This is a genomic window from Mycobacterium sp., assembly GCF_049278535.1.
Taxonomy (GTDB): domain Bacteria; phylum Actinomycetota; class Actinomycetes; order Mycobacteriales; family Mycobacteriaceae; genus Mycobacterium.
In genome coordinates this window covers 1-12,877 of the sequence record NZ_JBAPMI010000192.1, presented here as the reverse complement: position 1 = coordinate 12,877, position 12,877 = coordinate 1, and the positions used below count along the sequence as shown (strand labels likewise).

At 66.5% G+C, this 12,877-nt stretch carries 14 protein-coding genes and 1 pseudogene; 5 read left to right on the top strand and 10 right to left on the bottom strand.

The features are described from left to right. Window positions 1-44 precede the first annotated feature (44 nt). The 8 genes from WAO18_RS13095 to WAO18_RS13060 all read right to left on the bottom strand — a co-directional run bounded on the left by WAO18_RS13095 (window position 45) and on the right by WAO18_RS13060 (window position 6,674). Window positions 45-251 carry a hypothetical protein gene (locus tag WAO18_RS13095; RefSeq protein ID WP_422206695.1) on the bottom strand — a complete coding sequence of 69 codons (207 nt, stop codon included), beginning with the start codon at window positions 249-251 and terminating at the stop codon, window positions 45-47. A 100-nt stretch (window positions 252-351) separates the two neighbouring features. Further along, the gene (locus WAO18_RS13090; protein WP_422206694.1) at window positions 352-699 is read right to left on the bottom strand and encodes a metal-sulfur cluster assembly factor; all 348 of its coding nucleotides are present in this window, start codon (window positions 697-699) and stop codon (window positions 352-354) included. Beyond that, window positions 692-1,156 (bottom strand): Fe-S cluster assembly sulfur transfer protein SufU, encoded by a 465-nt coding sequence (gene sufU / locus WAO18_RS13085; protein ID WP_422206693.1) that lies wholly within the window; start codon window positions 1,154-1,156, stop codon window positions 692-694. Before sufU ends, WAO18_RS13090 begins: the two co-directional genes overlap by 8 nt. A 6-nt stretch (window positions 1,157-1,162) precedes the next feature. After that, window positions 1,163-2,425, bottom strand: a complete 1,263-nt coding sequence (locus WAO18_RS13080) for a cysteine desulfurase (RefSeq protein ID WP_422206692.1) — start codon at window positions 2,423-2,425, stop codon at window positions 1,163-1,165. A gap of 1 nt (window position 2,426) precedes the next feature. Next, window positions 2,427-3,200 carry a Fe-S cluster assembly ATPase SufC gene (sufC, locus tag WAO18_RS13075; protein WP_422206691.1) on the bottom strand — a complete coding sequence of 258 codons (774 nt, stop codon included), beginning with the start codon at window positions 3,198-3,200 and terminating at the stop codon, window positions 2,427-2,429. Then, entirely contained in the window at window positions 3,197-4,387 is a 1,191-nt protein-coding gene (gene sufD / locus WAO18_RS13070) for a Fe-S cluster assembly protein SufD (protein WP_422206690.1), read from the bottom strand. The genes sufC and sufD overlap by 4 nt, the downstream gene beginning before the upstream one ends. Further along, window positions 4,387-5,841 (bottom strand): Fe-S cluster assembly protein SufB, encoded by a 1,455-nt coding sequence (gene sufB, locus WAO18_RS13065; RefSeq protein ID WP_422206689.1) that lies wholly within the window; start codon window positions 5,839-5,841, stop codon window positions 4,387-4,389. Before sufB ends, sufD begins: the two co-directional genes overlap by 1 nt. Next, window positions 5,838-6,674 carry a helix-turn-helix transcriptional regulator gene (locus tag WAO18_RS13060; protein WP_422206688.1) on the bottom strand — a complete coding sequence of 279 codons (837 nt, stop codon included), beginning with the start codon at window positions 6,672-6,674 and terminating at the stop codon, window positions 5,838-5,840. Before WAO18_RS13060 ends, sufB begins: the two co-directional genes overlap by 4 nt. A gap of 52 nt (window positions 6,675-6,726) precedes the next feature. Between WAO18_RS13060 and mptB the strand changes: the two genes are divergently transcribed. Genes mptB through WAO18_RS13040 form a run of 4 tightly spaced genes read left to right on the top strand, consistent with a single transcriptional unit; the run spans window position 6,727 to window position 11,122 of the window. Then, entirely contained in the window at window positions 6,727-8,421 is a 1,695-nt protein-coding gene (gene mptB, locus WAO18_RS13055; RefSeq protein WP_422206687.1) for a polyprenol phosphomannose-dependent alpha 1,6 mannosyltransferase MptB, read from the top strand. Then, window positions 8,418-9,350 (top strand): ABC transporter ATP-binding protein, encoded by a 933-nt coding sequence (locus WAO18_RS13050; protein ID WP_422206686.1) that lies wholly within the window; start codon window positions 8,418-8,420, stop codon window positions 9,348-9,350. The genes mptB and WAO18_RS13050 overlap by 4 nt, the downstream gene beginning before the upstream one ends. Beyond that, window positions 9,347-10,123 (top strand): ABC transporter permease, encoded by a 777-nt coding sequence (locus WAO18_RS13045; protein ID WP_422206685.1) that lies wholly within the window; start codon window positions 9,347-9,349, stop codon window positions 10,121-10,123. Before WAO18_RS13050 ends, WAO18_RS13045 begins: the two co-directional genes overlap by 4 nt. Window positions 10,124-10,165: 42 nt before the next feature. Beyond that, window positions 10,166-11,122, top strand: coding sequence for a COX15/CtaA family protein (locus tag WAO18_RS13040; RefSeq protein ID WP_422206684.1), 957 nt, complete (start codon window positions 10,166-10,168; stop codon window positions 11,120-11,122). Here the strand turns inward: WAO18_RS13040 and WAO18_RS13035 are convergent. After that, entirely contained in the window at window positions 11,072-11,746 is a 675-nt protein-coding gene (locus WAO18_RS13035; protein WP_422206714.1) for a hypothetical protein, read from the bottom strand. The two genes, WAO18_RS13040 and WAO18_RS13035, sit on opposite strands and share 51 nt — an antisense overlap. A gap of 31 nt (window positions 11,747-11,777) precedes the next feature. On the opposite strand from WAO18_RS13035, the gene WAO18_RS13030 reads away from it, so the two are divergent. Next, on the top strand, window positions 11,778-12,758 hold the full coding sequence (locus WAO18_RS13030; RefSeq protein ID WP_422206683.1) for a quinone oxidoreductase family protein: 981 nt from the start codon (window positions 11,778-11,780) through the stop codon (window positions 12,756-12,758). 6 nt (window positions 12,759-12,764) lie between these two features. Here WAO18_RS13030 and WAO18_RS13025 read toward each other — a convergent pair. Beyond that, window positions 12,765-12,877 (bottom strand): annotated as a pseudogene (locus tag WAO18_RS13025) (WXG100 family type VII secretion target); the annotation flags it as partial.

The window sequence follows — 12,877 nt, the reverse complement described above, 5'->3', positions numbered from 1 at the left end:
ACCCTGCGCATGTGAACACGGTGCGCAACCGCTGCGACGGGTCGCTAAGGAAGCTGGTACCAGCCCTTCTCTTCCCCGTAGGCCCAGCCGCAGGGAACCCTCTCCCACTTGTCTCCGTTGTCGCCGCCGTTCCAGATGTCGCACTTCGGCCCGTTCGGGTCGGGCGCGGGAGCCGGGTCGGCGTGGGCCATGCCGGTACCCAGGAACAGTGCAGCCGCGGAAATCGCGACGGTCATCAGTTTTTGCGTCATCACGCGTTCACCTTTCAGTCCGGTCCCCCAATTCTGAGGGCAAGTCCCGGCTCGCGCGACTCGAAGACAGCGGCGACGGGCAATTAGGGCCAGTTTGCCGTCAGACTGTGAAGCCCAGCGCACGGAGTTGGTCGCGGCCGTCATCGGTGATCTTGTCCGGGCCCCACGGTGGGTTCCACACCCAGTTGATCCGCAGTTCATCGACCAGACCCGCGCCGATCAGCGCGCTACGCGACTGGTCTTCGATGACGTCGGTCAGCGGGCAGGCCGGCGACGTCAACGTCATGTCGATCAGCGCGACGGTTCCCTCCTCGGCCTCTTCGAGGTTGACACCGTAGACCAATCCCAGGTCGACGACATTGATGCCCAATTCGGGGTCGACGACATCGCGCATCGCCTCCTCGATGTCGCCGAGCAGCTCGCTATCCGGCGCCGCGGTTTCACTCATCCTTGACCTCCTCCATGTCGCCGCTCGCTTGCGCCAGCGCATCCTTAAAAGCCATCCAGCCCAACAGCGCGCATTTGACCCGCGCCGGATATTTAGCGACACCGGCGAACGCGATGCCGTCGCCCAGAACGTCTTCGTCACCGGTGACATTTCCGCGTGACGACACCATCTCGGTGAACGCGGTGACCGTCTTCAATGCCTGCCCGACGCTGTGACCGATCACCTGCTCAGTGAGCACTGAGGTGGCGGCTTGGCTGATCGAACAGCCCTGGCCGTCGTACGAGACGTCGACGACGGTCTCGCCGTCGTCGGACAAGGTGACCCGCAGCGTGACGTCATCGCCGCAGACCGGGTTCTTGTGGTAGACCTCCGCGGCGAACGGCTCGCGAAGGCCGCGGTGCTGCGGATGCTTGTAGTGATCGAGGATCACTTCTTGATACATCTGCTCGAGGCGCATGACGGCTCACGCCCTGCCGAAGAAATCGATGGCCCGGCGCACCCCGGCGACCAGCCGGTCGACCTCGTCGAGCGTGTTGTACACCGCGAACGATGCGCGCGCGGTGGCCACGACGTCGAACCGGCGGTGCAACGGCAGCGCACAGTGGTGCCCGACCCGCACCGCGACGCCTTCGTCGTCGAGAACCTGACCGACATCGTGCGCGTGCACGCCGTCGACGACGAAAGACACTGGCGAGCCGCGGTTTTCCAAACTTGTGGGGCCGATTATCCGCACCGCATCGATGCCGGACAGGCCGTCGATCGCCGCGGACACCAGCTCGCGCTCGTGCGCTTCGACGGTGGGCATGCCGATGCCGCCGAGGTAGCGTGCCGCCGCGGCCAGCCCGACGACCTGCGACGTCATCGGCGTACCGGCCTCGAATCGCTGCGGCGGCGCGGCGTACGTAGTGGCCTCCATGGTCACCGTCTCGATCATCGAGCCGCCGGTGAGGAATGGCGGCAACGTGTTGAGCAGTTCGCGGCGACTGTAGAGCACACCGATTCCGTTGGGGCCCAGCATCTTGTGCCCGGAGAATGCCGCGAAGTCGACGTCGAGGGCGTGGAAGTCGATCGGCTGGTGCGGCACCGACTGGCAGGCATCCAGCACTGTCAGGGCGCCGACGGCCTTAGCGCGCTCGACCAGCGCCGCGACCGGGGCCACTGTGCCAGTCACGTTCGAGTGATGGCTGAAAGCAACGACTTTGACGTTCTGATCGAGTTGCAGGGAGTCGAGGTCGATGCGGCCGTCGTCGGTGACGCCGTACCAGCGCACCGTTGCGCCGGTGCGCCGGGCAAGTTCCTGCCACGGAACGAGGTTGGCGTGGTGCTCGAGTTCGGTGATGACGATGACGTCGCCCGGTCCGACCACTCGTTCAAAGCGGTTGTCCCCCAGCACATACGACATCAGGTTGAGCGATTCGGTGGCATTCTTGGTGAACACCAGCTCATCAGCATCGGCACCGACGAACGCGGCGATGTCGGCGCGGCCCTGCTCGTAGGCGTCGGTGGCCTCTTCCATCAGTTGATGCGCGCCGCGGTGCACACCCCCGTAGGACGTGATGAGGAACTCGCGCTCGGCGTCAAGGACTTGTAGCGGACGCTGCGACGTCGCCCCGGAATCCAGGTACGCCAGCTGTTTTCCGCCGCGCATGATCCGCGACAGGATCGGGAAGTCGGCCCGGATCGCCGCGAGGTCCAGTGCCGCGGGTCGAGTGGCCGAAACCGTCATATCAGGCCCCCGAAGCGGCCGTCTGAGTGAAGCGGACATAACCGTGCTCTTCGAGCTCGTCAGCCAACTCCGGACCACCCGATTCGATGATCCGGCCGCCGACGAAGACGTGCACAAACTGCGGGTGGATGTATCGCAGAATCCGGGTGTAGTGCGTGATCAGCAGGATGCCGCCGTGCTCGGCTTCGGCATAACGGTTGACGCCCTCGCTGACCACGCGCAGCGCGTCAACGTCCAAGCCGGAGTCGGTCTCGTCGAGGATCGCGATCTTGGGCTTCAGTAATCCCAGTTGCAGGATTTCGTGGCGCTTCTTCTCGCCACCGGAAAAACCTTCGTTGACACTGCGTTCGCCGAAGGCCTGGTCGATGTCCAGCTCCTCCAATGCGGCCTTGACCTCTTTGACCCAGTGCCGCAACTTGGGCGCCTCGCCGCGGACCGCGGTCGCGGCCGAACGCAGGAAGTTCGACATCGACACCCCGGGCACCTCGACCGGGTATTGCATGGCCAGGAACAGACCGGCGCGGGCGCGCTCGTCGACGCTCATGTCCAGGACGTTCTGCCCGTCGAGCGTGATCGACCCCGATGTAACGCGATACTTCGGGTGTCCGGCGATGGCATAGGACAACGTCGACTTGCCAGACCCGTTGGGGCCCATCACCGCATGGGTTTCACCGGAGCGCACGGTCAGGTTGACCCCGTTGAGGATGCCGATTTCGTCGCCGTCGGATGCGTTCTCGACGCTGACGTGGAGGTCTTTGATTTCCAGAGTTGTCATGAGGCGGTAATTCTCGATTCCGTGATAGCCAGTTCGTGTTCGATGGCTGTGGTCAGGCGTGCGCGTATGTCGGGGACCGCGATCTTGGCGATGATCTCGTTGAAGAATCCGCGCACCACCAGTCGGCGGGCCTGTTCTTCGGGGATCCCGCGGGAACGCAGGTAGAACAGCTGCTCGTCGTCGAATCTGCCGGTAGCGCTGGCGTGTCCGGCTCCGACGATCTCGCCGGTCTCGATCTCCAGGTTGGGCACCGAGTCGGCGCGTGCGCCGTCGGTCAGGACCAGATTGCGGTTTACCTCGAAGGTGTCGGTGCCGGTGGCCTCGGCCCGGATCAGCACGTCGCCGACCCAGACGGTATGCGCGTCGGGGCGCTTCGAGTCCGGATCCCCTTGCAGCGCACCCTTGTACAGCACGTGGGATTTGCAGTCCGGTTGCGCGTGGTCGACCAACAACCGCGATTCCAGGTGCTGACCGTCGTCGGCGAAATACAGGCCGAGCAACTCGGCGTCGCCGCCGGGTGCATCGAACCGCACGTTGCCGGTCATCCGCACCACCTCACCGCCGAGAGTGATCGCGACATGACGCAACACCGCGTCCTTACCCAGCCGGGTGTGGTGCGCACTGACATGCACTGCGTCGTCGGCCCAGTCGGCGAGCCAGACGATCGTGAGCCGGGCCGCGTCGTCGACGACGAATTCGAGGTTGTCGGCGTAGGTTCCGCTGCCGCGATGGTCTATCACGACGACGGCCTCGGCAAGCTCCTGAACGCGCACCTGCAGGTGCCCGTAGGCCACCGCTCCCGCACCGGGCCCCTCGACCGTGATCTCGACCGGCTCGGCGATCTGAGTGTCACGGCCGATGGTGACGATCGTCGCGGTGTTGAACGACGAAAATGCTTGGGCGGCAACCCGGTCGGCGGGCACGCCGCCCTGCCCGAGCCGCTCGTCACCGCGGCGTGCGGTCTCTACCTGCACGCCGGCCCGCTCACTGACCGTGATCTTCGCGCTACCGGTGGCCGGCGCCGAGCCATCGTGCAAGCCGTGCAGCCGTCGCAGCGGGGTAAACCGCCAGATCTCGTCGCGGCCGCCGGGAACCTCGAACGCGTTGACATCGAACGAGGAGAACAGCTCGCCCTTGTTGGCAGCGGCGAGGGCCGAACCCTCAACCGCTTCAGTCAATCCCGCCACTAGCCGACCGCGCCTTCCATCTGCAGCTCGATCAGCCGGTTGAGCTCCAGGGCGTACTCCATCGGCAGTTCCTTGGCGATCGGCTCGACGAAGCCGCGGACCACCATCGCCATCGCTTCGTCCTCGGTCAGCCCGCGGCTCATCAGGTAGAACAGCTGGTTTTCGCTGACCTTCGAAACGGTGGCCTCGTGTCCCATCGTGACGTCGTCCTCGCGGATGTCGACGTACGGGTAGGTGTCGCTGCGGCTGATCGTATCCACCAGCAGCGCATCGCATTTCACGCTGGAGCGTGATCCGTGCGAGCCCTTGTTCACCTGGACCAGGCCACGGTAGGAGGTGCGACCACCACCGCGGGCCACCGACTTGGACACGATGTTGCTCGACGTGTTGGGCGCCAGGTGCAGCATCTTGGCCCCGGTGTCCTGGTGCTGGCCCTCGCCGGCGAACGCGACCGAAAGCACCTCGCCCTTGGCGTATTCGCCGGTCATCCAGACCGCCGGGTACTTCATCGTGACCTTGGATCCGATGTTGCCGTCGACCCATTCCATGGTCGCGCCGGCCTCGGCGCGAGCCCGCTTGGTGACCAGGTTGTAGACGTTGTTCGACCAGTTCTGGATGGTGGTGTAACGGCAACGGCCGCCGGGCTTGACGATGATCTCCACTACCGCGGAGTGCAGCGAGTCCGACTTGTAGATCGGCGCGGTACAGCCCTCGACGTAGTGCACGTAGGCACCCTCGTCGACGATGATCAGCGTCCGCTCGAACTGGCCCATGTTCTCTGTGTTGATTCGGAAGTAGGCCTGCAGCGGGATGTCGACGTGCACACCCGGCGGAACGTAGATGAACGATCCCCCACTCCAGACGGCAGAGTTCAGCGCCGAGAACTTGTTGTCGCCGGCCGGAATCACCGTGCCGAAGTACTTCTTGAACAACTCCGGCTGGTCACGCAGTCCGGAGTCGGTGTCCAGGAAGATGACACCCTGAGCCTCGAGGTCTTCGCGGATCGAGTGGTAGACCACCTCTGACTCGTATTGCGCCGCAACGCCGGAGACCAGGCGCTGCTTCTCTGCCTCCGGGATGCCGAGCTTGTCGTAGGTGTTGCGGATGTCCTCGGGCAGGTCATCCCAGGTGGCGGCCTGCTTCTCGCTGGAACGCACGAAATACTTGATGTTGTCGAAGTGGATGCCCTCGAGGTTGGATCCCCAGTTCGGCATCGGCTTGCGCCCGAAGATGTGCAGCGCCTTCAACCGGTGCTCGAGCATCCACTCCGGCTCGTTCTTCTTTGCCGAGATGTCGCGGACCACAGCCTCCGACAGCCCGCGCTGCGCGCTGGCACCGGCCACGTCGGAGTCCGACCAGCCATAGCCGTAACGGCCCAGCGAGGCGATCGTCTCCTCTTGGGTCAGCGTCGCGGCGGGCACAGCCGTCTTGGTGGCCTCCGGGGTGAGGGTCATAACGACACTCCTTTGATGCTCGTGGTGGCTTCGGCACGGGCTGTGTGCCGAAGTTCAGACAGTTGGGTTTCAGCAGCGGCAAGCGGGACATGGGTGGTGCAGGCGAAGTCGCCGTTGACGATCGTCGCCAGGCGCTGCACGTGCGTACCGAGTACCTCCGCTATCGCCTGCTGCTCGGTTTCGCACAGCTCCGGGAACTCCTCGGCGACGTGCGACACCGGGCAATGATGCTGACAGATTTGCACACCGTGGATTGGACCCCCCACCTGAGTGGTGGTCGCGACGTAGCCGGCTTTGGACAATGCACCGGCGATTCGCTCGGCGGTGGCTTCGATCTCTTCGTCGGTGTCCGAATCGGCCGCCTCGACATCGGACAGAATCGCGTCGATGCGCTGGCGGGCGAAGCTACGGACCGCCTCCTCGCCGCCGATCTCGCGAAGCTGCCGCATCGCCGCGGAGGCCAGGTCGTCGTAACTGTGGTCCAGCTTCCCGCGGCCGGTCGCGGTCAACCGGTACCGCTTGGCCGGGCGCCCGCGTCCGGCTTGCTGCCACGGCGCGGCGGGAACGGACTCGGCCTCACCCATCTCGATCAGCGCGTCGAGGTGACGTCGCACCCCGGCGGCCGACAAACCCAGCCGCTCACCGATCTGCCCGGCGGTGATGGACCCGGACTCCAGCAGCAACCGCACGACGGCGCTGCGGGTCTGACCGTCATGGGTGGCGGCAGCGGCTGCTGCTTCGGCACCTTGGGCGGACGGCGGGAATTTCACAACACCAGTGTGACGCAATTCCAGCAAAGGGTCCAGCAAGGCTACCCTCTGCCGGCGTTGCACTGGTCACACCTGACACGTTCGGCCCTTCCCGGGCGGCAGTTACGCTGCTGTGATGGCAGCCCGCCAGCACACCCTTAGTTCGTCGATCGCCAGCTTGCACGGCGACGAGGTGGCGGTGGCTCAGCCGCTGAACGAGGGCGAGCTGGTCGCGCTTCGTCGCACCCGGATATTCGGCGCTACCGGCACGGTGCTGATGGGCATCGGAGCACTCGGGGCCGGCGCCCGGCCCGTCGTGCAGGACCCGACGTTCGGCGTCCGGCTGCTCAATCTCCCGTCCCGAATCCAGACGGTGTCGCTGACGATGACGACGACCGGCGCGGTGATGATGGCCCTGGCCTGGCTGATGCTGGGGCGATTCGCGCTGGGCAGGCGGCGGATGTCGCGCGGTGAGCTGGACCGCACGCTGTTGCTGTGGGTGCTACCGCTGCTGATCGCGCCGCCGATGTACAGCAAGGACGTCTACTCCTACCTGGCGCAGAGCCAGATCTGCCGGTTGGGCCTCGATCCCTATCGGGTGGGCCCGGCAACCGGGCTGGGCCTGGACCACGTCTTCACCTTGTCGGTGCCCAGTTTGTGGCGCGAAACGCCCGCGCCCTACGGACCGTTGTTCTTGTGGATCGGCCGCGGTATTTCGGCGTTGACCGGCGAGAACATCGTCGTCGCAGTGCTCTGTCACCGGCTGGTGGTCCTGGTGGGCGTGGGCCTGATTGTGTGGGCGACGCCGCGACTGGCCCGTCGCTGCGGAGTCGCCGAAGTCAGCGCGCTGTGGCTGGGTGCGGCCAACCCGCTGCTGATCATGCATCTGGTCGCGGGCATTCATAACGAGGCCCCCATGCTCGGGCTCATGCTGACCGGCACCGAGTTCGCCCTGCGCGGTATCGACTCGGCGCGTCCGCTGTGGCCACGGCCGTGGCCGCGGGCCAGCGGCGAACGGGCCGACTGGGCCCCGCTGGGAATGCTGCTGGTCGGGGCGATCCTGATCGTGCTGTCCTCACAGATCAAACTGCCGTCGCTGCTGGCGCTGGGCTTCGTCACGATGGCGTTGGCCCAGCGTTATGGCGGCAACCTGCGGTCATTCTTGCTGGCAGGCAGCCTGATGGCGGGACTGTCCCTGGCCGTGATGGCCGCTGTGGGCTCGGCCAGCCGACTCGGTTTCGGCTGGATCTTCACCCTGGGCACCGCCAACGTGGTGCGCAGTTGGATGTCGCCGCCGACGCTGCTCGCCCTGGGCACCGGGCAGGTGGGGATTCTGCTGGGCCTTGGTGATCACACCACCGCAGTGCTGTCGTTGACCCGTGGCATCGGCGTCTTGATCATCGCAGTGCTGGTCGCCTGGCTGCTGATGGCCGTGCTGCGTGGCCGGCTGCATCCGGTCGGCGGGCTCGGTGTCGCGCTGGGCGGCACAGTGCTGCTGTTCCCGGTGGTGCAGCCGTGGTACCTGCTGTGGGCGATCATCCCGTTGGCAGCGTGGGCCACCCGGCCAGGTTTCCGGATCGCGGTGATCATCGTGACGATCGTCGTGGGCATCTTCGGCCCAACGGCCAACGGCGATCGATTCGCGCTGTTCCAGATCGTGGACGCCACCGTGGCCAGCACCGTCATCGTGCTGCTGCTCATCGCCGCGACCTATGACCGCTTGCCGTGGCGGCCGTTGCCAGTCACCGAGCTCACCCGGGCCGCGGCAGCACCAGATCCGTTGCCCCCCGGCCAGACCCCGCAGCCCGCCGCTTACGCTAAATCTTCGTGAGCCCGGCGTCCGACATCCCCGTGCGGTTGCGCGGGGTGTGCAAGCAATACGGCTCGACGACTGCCGTTTCCCACCTCGACCTCGACGTGCACGAGGCTGAGGTGCTGGCTCTGCTCGGCCCCAACGGCGCGGGAAAGACAACGACGGTCGAGATGTGCGAGGGGTTCATCCGCCCCGATGCCGGCACGATCGAGGTGCTCGGGCTGGACCCGATCGCCGACAACGCCCAGCTGCGGGCGCGCATCGGCGTGATGCTGCAAGGCGGCGGCGGCTACCCCGCTGCCCGGGCCGGCGAGATGCTCAACCTGGTGGCCTCCTACGCCGCCGACCCGCTAGACCCGCAGTGGCTACTGTCCACGCTTGGCCTGACCGACGCGGCCCGCACCACCTACCGCCGACTCTCCGGCGGGCAGCAACAGCGGCTCGCCCTGGCCTGCGCGCTGGTCGGCCGGCCGCAATTGGTTTTCCTCGACGAGCCCACTGCCGGCATGGACGCACAGGCCCGAATTTTGGTGTGGGAGTTGATCGATGCGCTGCGCCGCGACGGCGTGACGGTAGTGCTGACCACCCACCAGCTCAAAGAAGCCGAGGAGCTCGCCGACCGGCTGGTCATCATCGACCACGGAGTGACCGTGGCGGCCGGAACTCCGGCCGAATTAACCCACAGCGGGGCCAAAGGCCAGCTTCGGTTCAGCGCGCCCCCGCGCCTCGATCTGTCACTGCTGGTGTCGGCACTGCCGGAGGACTACCAGGTCTCCGAGGCGACGCCGGGCGAGTATTTGGTGGAAGGCCCGGTCGACCCACAGGTGCTGGCCACTGTGACGGCGTGGTGCGCCCAGATCAACGTGCTGGCCACCGATCTACGGGTGGAACAACGCACCCTGGAAGACGTGTTCCTCGAGCTGACCGGCCGGGAGTTGCGCTCATGACCGAAACCCATTTCCCGGCAGGTACTTTCACTCCCAATCCGCGACCCGCCGCGGTACCGAAGATGCTGGCCGCGCAGTTCGGGTTGGAATTGAAACTGCTGCTGCGCAACGGCGAACAGTTGCTGCTGACCATGTTCATCCCGATCACGCTGCTGGTCGGACTGACGTTGCTGCCGCTCGGATCGTTCGGGGACAGCCGGGCCGCCACCTTCGTCCCGGTGATCATGGCGCTCGCGGTCATCTCGACCGCGTTCACCGGCCAGGCCATCGCGGTGGCCTTCGACCGCCGCTACGGCGCGCTCAAACGGCTGGGCGCGACGGCACTGCCGGTGTGGGGCATCATCGCCGGCAAGTCGGCAGCGGTCGTCACGGTCGTCTTTCTGCAGTCAATCATATTGGGCATCATAGGTTTTGGGCTCGGCTGGCGGCCGCCTCCGGCGGGCTTGGCGTTGGGCGCTGCGGTTATCGCCCTTGGCACCGCGGCGTTCGCGGCCCTGGGCCTGCTGCTCGGCGGAACCTTGCGCGCGGAGATCGTGCTGGCGGTGGCCAACCTGCTGTGGTTTGTCTTCGCCGGGCTCGGCGCACTGACCATCGAATCCGGGATGGTCGGGTCCGCCGTCAAGTGGGCGGCCCGGCTGACCCCCGCCGGGGCTCTGAGCGAAGCGCTGTCCCGCGCCATGAGCCTGTCGGTGGACTGGTTCGGTATGGGCGTGCTGGTCGGGTGGGGCACGCTGGCCGGGTTGGCCGCGTTGCGCTGGTTCCGGTTCACCTGACCCGGTCCTACTACGCGCCGTAGTTTGCCCTACGATCGGTCGATGCCTGTCGGGCGCCTAGTGCGGCGGATCGTGGACCTGCTGCCCGAACCCAGCCTCCGCGCGCAACGGATCGTCGCCGCGGCGGTGATCCTGACGCAGGGCGGTATCGCGGTCACCGGCGCGATCGTCCGCGTCACCGCCTCGGGACTCGGCTGCCCGACTTGGCCACAGTGTTTTCCGGGCAGCTTCACCCCGGTCGCCGTTTCAGAGGTCCCCCGAATCCACCAGGCTGTCGAATTCGGCAACCGGATGATCACTTTCGCGGTGGTGCTCACCGCGGCGCTGGCCGTGCTGATGGTTTACCGGGCCGGGCGCCGAGCCGAAGTGCTTACCTACGCGTGGCTGATGCCGGCCTCAACGGTGGTGCAGGCGGTGATCGGCGGCATCACCGTGCGTACCGGCTTGCTGTGGTGGACCGTTGCCATCCACCTGCTGACCTCGATGACGATGGTGTGGCTTGCGGTGCTGTTGTACGTCAAGATCGGCGAGCCCGACGACGGGGTGGTCAGTCATCCGGTGGTCAGGCCGCTGCGCGCACTCACCCTCCTCAGCGCGCTGACGCTGACCGCGGTCCTGGTGGCCGGCACCCTGGTCACCGCCGCGGGCCCACATGCCGGCGACACCAGCCCGCGCCGAACCGTGCCGCGGCTGCGAATCGAAATCACCACGCTGGTGCATGCGCACTCGTCGCTGCTGGTGGCGTATCTGGCGCTGCTGGTCGGGCTTGGCTTCGGGCTGCTGGCGGTGCACGCGCCGCGCCCGGTGTTACTGCGGCTGGGCGTACTACTGGTGGCGGTGTTCGGCCAGGCCGCGGTCGGAACGGCGCAGTTCTTCACCGGTGTGCCCGCGGCGCTGGTCGCGGTGCACGTCGCCGGAGCCGCGATATGCACGGCGGCCACCGCGGCGTTATGGGCCGCGATGCGACAGCGGACCGAGCCCCAACCGGTCCAGGGCTGACTCGAGACACACCGCGAACTGTCGCTGCCCGTCGGCGCGAGCGTCGTCGTCGAGTAGCCGCCAACCCAACGACGGGGCAACCAGATTCAGTGCCACCAGTCCGGCGTCGCCGGGTTCGCCGACCACATCGGCGCGGGCGTACAGCAGCTCCTCGACCCCGACGCCGGACTGCTCAGCAGCCGCCTGCAAGGCGGCCTGTCCGAGGTCCCACAATTCGAAATCCGCCTCGATCGGCGAATTCCCGACGAATGCATGCGACTCGATACCGCCGATGAAAACCAGCGCGGTGCGAACCGCGGAGGCTGACGGACGGCGGCCCCGCAGCGTGGGCACTCCCGCCCGGCCAAGGTCGCGCAGGTGGCGCCGACCGCTGTTCCAGGCCACCACATCGGGCGCGTTCAACAGGTTGCGCACCCGCTTCGTCCACCTCAAAAACTCGGCGTGATCACTGCTGTCCCGCAAGATCACCAGATCCGCGTCGAGCGTGCGCGGATCGTCCCAGGCCAGCCAGTGAGCGTGCAGGCCGCGCGTGCGCAGCGCGGCGACCAGACCGGCGTCATCGCCGTCCGCGGAACCGGCCAACACGATGCGCGGATGGCGAATGTCAGGCCGGGCCAACTTCATGCGGACTCCATGCTTGCGGATGATAGTCACCATGCACGCAATCGAAGTCGCGGAAATCGGTGGTCCGGAAGTACTGAGCTATGTCGAACGGCCACAACCATCCCCGGGGCCGGGAGAGGTCCTGATCAAAGCCGAAGCGATCGGCGTGAACTACATCGACACGTATTTCCGCTCTGGCACGTATCCGCGCGATCTGCCGTTCGTGCTGGGCAACGAGGTGGCCGGGACGGTGGCCGCGGTCGGCGACGGCGTGACGGAACTCAGCGTCGGCGATCGAGTGGTGACAGCCGTCGCGTCCTCTGGTTCCTACGCGGAAGTCAGCACTGCGCCAGCACAATTCGCTGCCCACGTGCCGTCGGAGATCGGCTTGGACGTGGCTGCGTCAGCTCTGCTGAAGGGCTTGACGTCGCATTACCTGATCACGTCGGTGTACGCCGTGCAGCCCGGCGACACAGTGCTGGTGCATGCCGGTGCGGGTGGAGTGGGTCTGATCCTGACGCAGTGGTTGGCGCATCGTGGCGCCCGCGTGATTACCACGGTGTCGACACCGGAGAAGGCGGTGCGCTCGCGTCAGGCCGGCGCCGCCGAGGTGTTGGACTACCCGGGCGACGAACCGCACGAATTCGCCAAGCAGATTCGCGACTTGACCGCGGGCGCCGGAGTGGCGGCGGTGTACGACGGGGTCGGTGCGAGCACCTTCGACGCCAGCCTGGCCAGCCTCGCCGTGCGCGGAACCCTGGCTCTGTTCGGCGCATCCAGCGGCCCGGTTCCACCCGTCGACCCGCAACGGCTCAACGCGGCCGGATCGGTGTTCCTCACCCGACCGGGACTGGTGCACTTTACCCGCACTGACGAGGAATTCGCTTGGCGCTCAAGGGAATTGTTCGACGCGATCATCGACGGTTCACTCAGCGTGGAGGTCAGCCGTCGATACCCGCTCGCCGACGCTGCGCAGGCGCACCGCGACCTGCAGGGCCGTCAGACCATCGGCTCGATCGTGCTTACGCCTTAGCGGTTTCTAGCCGCCCCATTTGGCGCCTTCGGCCTGGTCGCGGGCCAGCATCGAGGTGGTGTTGTTCTCATGCGTGCCCGCCATCGCGCGGTAGGACAGCACCAACTGCTCCATAGCCT